The 4,326-nt window shown below is 43.4% G+C and carries 5 protein-coding genes and 1 pseudogene; 5 read left to right on the top strand and 1 reads right to left on the bottom strand.

Annotated elements, in window-relative coordinates; all coding sequences use genetic code 11:
* Nucleotides 1-1,059: VolA/Pla-1 family phospholipase (locus AB4496_RS18735; protein WP_372131603.1), on the top strand; the 1,059-nt coding region annotated here is incomplete at its 5' end.
* Nucleotides 1,060-1,279: 220 nt separating this feature from the next.
* Nucleotides 1,280-1,837: a PhnA domain-containing protein gene (locus tag AB4496_RS18730; RefSeq protein ID WP_009845316.1), complete on the top strand. Its 558-nt coding sequence runs from the start codon at nucleotides 1,280-1,282 to the stop codon at nucleotides 1,835-1,837.
* A 71-nt stretch (nucleotides 1,838-1,908) separates the two neighbouring features.
* Here AB4496_RS18730 and AB4496_RS18725 read toward each other — a convergent pair whose 3' ends face one another.
* On the bottom strand, nucleotides 1,909-2,823 hold the full coding sequence (locus AB4496_RS18725) for a LysR family transcriptional regulator (RefSeq protein ID WP_102257728.1): 915 nt from the start codon (nucleotides 2,821-2,823) through the stop codon (nucleotides 1,909-1,911).
* Between the two features lie 238 nt (nucleotides 2,824-3,061).
* Here AB4496_RS18725 and AB4496_RS18720 point away from each other — a divergent pair, with 238 nt between their 5' ends.
* From AB4496_RS18720 to AB4496_RS18710, 3 genes and pseudogenes are all read left to right on the top strand, one after another.
* On the top strand, nucleotides 3,062-3,274 hold the full coding sequence (locus AB4496_RS18720; protein ID WP_004730923.1) for a DUF1656 domain-containing protein: 213 nt from the start codon (nucleotides 3,062-3,064) through the stop codon (nucleotides 3,272-3,274).
* A 10-nt stretch (nucleotides 3,275-3,284) separates the two neighbouring features.
* Nucleotides 3,285-4,145, top strand: a complete 861-nt coding sequence (locus AB4496_RS18715) for an HlyD family secretion protein (RefSeq protein ID WP_009845314.1) — start codon at nucleotides 3,285-3,287, stop codon at nucleotides 4,143-4,145.
* A 13-nt stretch (nucleotides 4,146-4,158) separates the two neighbouring features.
* A pseudogene (locus tag AB4496_RS18710) lies at nucleotides 4,159-4,326 on the top strand (FUSC family protein); the annotation flags it as partial.

The following is a 4,326-nucleotide window of genomic DNA, read 5'->3' as shown; positions in this document are numbered from 1 at the left end:
GTTGTGATCTACCAACACGGCATCACCTCCGCGAAAGAAAACGCTTATGCGTTCGCTTACAACCTTGCAAAAGCGGGTGTAGCAGTATTGGCCATTGACTTACCGATCCACGGTACACGTAGTTTGGATGATACTCGTTCGGCAAATGCTGACGTTTTGGCTTATCTAAACTTAGCGAACTTACCCGTCGCTCGCGATAACGTACGTCAAAGTGCACTTGATGTAATGGGCTTACGTGCATCTTTAGCTGTTTCATTAAAAACTGGGGCACTCACAACTTCTCCATTAAAGGCCTTTAACCTAGCTACTGGCTCACAAGTGAAGTTCTTAGGCCACTCGCTAGGCGGTATTGTTGGAACGACGGCAGTTGCAGCCTCTAACCGTACTCTCGGTAGTGTCGCAGCTAATTCGCTTTACTCATTCAGTTCAGCAGCGATAGAAAACTCTGGTGGTCAGATATCTAACCTTCTACTGGGTTCTACAGAGTTTGGCCCTCAAGTTAAGCATAGCGTTGCATTGAGCGCTTCAACTGAATACGCAGGTTTCGCAACCGCGAACTGTGGAAGCCTCTCTAGTAAACAGTGTTACACAACGTTTGAAGCAAACGCGACTGCAGCACAGAAAGCAACCATGACAGCCGCTTTCCAACAGTTCGCTTACGCTGCACAAACGGTGTTAGATACTGTGGATCCGTTTACAAATGCTGCTTATCTAGTTGCTTCTGGCTCACCTGTTCTGCCTATTTATATGGGGCAAGTACAAGGTGATAATACAGTACCAAACACAGTGGCAAACGCTCCGTTCGCAGGAACGACACCGTTAGCAACTAAGCTTGGCCTAACAGTCGTTGATTCGAGTAACACGACCCCTGACGGTGCGAAGGACTTTGTTAAGTTCAGTGATGTTGCTGCACACAGTACGTTTGTAATACCGCAAGATACCACTACACCAACACCTTTGGACGCAGGTCATCATGTAAGCATGCAGACACAAGCTGTAGACTTCTTGATCGACAACGCGTTAACTTCAGCATCTATTACTGCTTCTTTCTTGGAATAAGAATAGTTGCAACTAAACAAATGCCAGCCTTACCGCTGGCATTTTTGTTTCTACCCCCAACCAACTATCCCTAGTTAACCGTTTGCATAAAACGTTAAAACACAAATGGTTGATCTCGGCTAAAATTAATCAAGACAGAATACCGTACGACCTCTTTCTTTATTGTAAATAAAGTGGATAATAGCCCCGGTAATTAATACCTAATAAATGTGAGTCCATTATGTCTTCTGAAGCTACTATGCTAGAACGCTGCCAATCTAAATGTGAACTATGTGGTTCTGATTCTTCTCTTACTGCGTACGCAGTACCGCCACACAGCCACGTAACAGTGGATCACGGCATCATGGTATGTGACAAATGCCTTGGTGAGATTGACGAGCCTAAAGATATCAACCACTGGCGCTGCCTAAGCGACAGCATGTGGAGTCAAGAGGCACCAGTTCAAGTAACGGCATGGCGTCAACTTACTCGTCTGAACACTGAAAGCTGGGCTCAAGACGCACTAGACATGATGTACCTTGAAGAAGAAACATCAGTTTGGGCACAAATCGGCATGTCTGCTGATGATAAGCCTCTTGATGTGAACGGCGTTGAGCTTAAAAAAGGTGACGACGTAACAGTAATCAAAGACCTGCCAATCAAAGGCACTAACCAAGTGATTAAGCAAGGTACTGTTATCCGTGGCATCAGCGTTGGTGACGATCCTAAGCTTGTTTCTGGTAAAACAAATGGCGGTCAATCAATGTACGTAATCGCTGAGTTCTGCCGTAAGAAGTAATTCTTCTCTTAGCTGAACAAAATCTCAAAGGCGCTAATGAATAATTAGCGCCTTTTTAATATCTCAAATTTTCACGACTTAAAACTATCAATAAGTTGCTCGCGGTACTCTTTAATAACAGACACCAAAGAGCCTTTGATACCACTGACTTGCTTCGAGTGCGGGCACCACAAAGCGAATCCAAATTTGAATCCTTCCACCATTTGCGCAGAATGAATGGGCTCAATTGAATGTTTTGAAAACTCAGAGTCGGTAAAAAAAGCCTTAGGAAGAAGTGCCCATCCAAAACCCTCTTCAAGCATTTTGATCATTAACGAAAGCTGATCGATCTCTTCATAGTCAGAGCTCACGATAATCTTTTCAGACATACCTTCGTCAATCAGAGACTTCAATACGAACTGTTTAGAGTTCCTAAGTGCGACTAATACTTCGTCTTTATCGATATGTGAGAGTTCTCCCCCTTTTTGTCCGAATGGATAGAACTCAAAATGCCCAAGGAAAGTAGAATCAAAACTATGCATCGCTCGGCTATTGTGAGCATTCACAAGTCCAAAGTGATATTCCCCACTTTGTATTCCTTGTTTAATTTCGTTCTTATTCCTAACCAGAAAGTTCACTCGCATCATTGGGAAATCGTGTTTAAGTCGTTTTCGTATATCGACCAAAACACGTTGTGGAACGAAACTAGAATACGCGATTGTTATTTTCTCTAACCCACCATAAGAGAGGCTCAACGCCACTTTGTCAAAAGTACGAGCTTGCTCAATCGTCTGTTTTGCATAGTGATAAAGGAGGTGCCCGTCCTCCGTTGGTTCAACAGAGCGCCCGACCCTTTCAAAAAAATTCACTGCAAGGTGATCTTCCAAGTTTGTAATCACCTGACCCACGGTCGTTCTGTGCTTGTTAAGCTTTACCGCCGCCTTGCTAAATGACCGCTGTTCATAGACAGTCACAAACGCGAGAAGTTGTTCAATACTAAAGTTCATTTTAATGTACTTACTTTCTTGGTCATGCATACGAGATAGAAAAATATCTACTGCATCAGAATTAATAATGATAAAAAGACTGAACAAACGTGAATACTGATTTGTACCTTTGCTGCCTATCCTTCCTAGTATATACCTAAACCTGTCTGTATTTGATGGATCTGATCCTCTATATACGATTATTAACATCACCGCATTTCCTTTATCGTTACCTTCTTAAAACGATAGAGATAGACCCATGAACACAATGCCACATGAACTCGTGTGGGGTGAGATCTACTTCCCTCCTTTGCTATTGGTTATCGCGTTAGCTTATGTATTGACGATATTGACTGGCTCAATCGCGACAAAACTTGGGCTACATAAATATGTCGCTTTTCCTGCAATTGCCGAATTAAGCCTAATCGTGATTTTCGTCGGCGTTATCGGTCAATTCATTACCATCTTCTGAGGCATTCACCTTGATTAAACGTTATCTCATCACGCTACTACTGGTCGTTGCCGCAAGCTCTGTGGTTTATAGCTATTACCAATCTTATTCGAGTAATCCCTGGACTAGAGATGGTCAGGTCAGCGCATACATAGTTTCTATTACCCCTCGAGTCACCGGGCAAGTAACTAAAGTCCATATTGAAGACAACTCACAGGTAGTTAAAGGGGATCTCCTGTTTGAGATCGACCCAAGTATTTATCAAGCGGCCTACAATAAAGCACTCGCGACACAGAAACAGGCTCGCGCGCTCTTAGCAAAAGCTAAAAACGAAGAGCAACGCGCGTTGAACTTAGAAAAAAGAACGCCTGGCGCGCTGCCAGTGCTGACCTTGAATAACCTGAACAACGCGGTTGAGACGAATGCAGCTAACGTTGCACTAGCAAAGGCCAATGTTGAAGAGGCACATTTAAATCTCAAATACACCAAGGTTTACGCTCCAACGAATGGCTTCATCACGAACTTAAACCTACGAGAAGGCTCTCAAGTTGTCGCCAATACACCGGTAGTTGCATTGATCGATCAAGACAGTTTCTGGATCGAAGGCTATTTCAAAGAAACTGATCTGGTGAATGTTGGCCCTAACGACAAAGCGCTTGTCACTCTTATGATGCACAACAATATTCAATTGGAAGGCCATATCAAAAGCATTGGCTTTGGTATTGCAACACAAGACGGCAGCACAGGTAATGATCTTCTTCCTAACGTGAACCCAAACTTTCAATGGATTCGCCTCGCTCAGCGTATACCAATTAAAGTAGTACTCGATAACGTGCCTGAAGACTTGCAACTTCGTGTCGGCATGACAGCTTCAATCAAAATAATCAAATAGTTGGATGGCATTTATGTTCAGTGTATCGACCAAAGAAGCAATTAAGGCTTCTCTCGCGATTGTTATCTCTATCTGCCTTACTTTGTGGTTTCAGTGGGAAAAACCTTATTGGGCGGCAATTGCGGTTGCTGTCATGGCATTGAACGAGAGTTTTGCCCATTCAATAAACAAAGGCCATAAC

The organism is Vibrio sp. 10N.222.46.A1 (assembly GCF_041473595.1).
Lineage (GTDB): Bacteria > Pseudomonadota > Gammaproteobacteria > Enterobacterales > Vibrionaceae > Vibrio > Vibrio tasmaniensis_A.
Note: the sequence above shows the minus strand (reverse complement) of the source record. Positions and strands in the feature narration are given on the sequence as shown.

Coding starts and splice junctions, on each gene's coding strand:
- AB4496_RS18725 (WP_102257728.1), bottom strand. CDS start 2,823: ATGAACTTTAGTATTGAACAACTTCTCGCGTTTGTGACTGTCTATGAA.
- AB4496_RS18730 (WP_009845316.1), top strand. CDS start 1,280: ATGTCTTCTGAAGCTACTATGCTAGAACGCTGCCAATCTAAATGTGAA.
- AB4496_RS18720 (WP_004730923.1), top strand. CDS start 3,062: ATGAACACAATGCCACATGAACTCGTGTGGGGTGAGATCTACTTCCCT.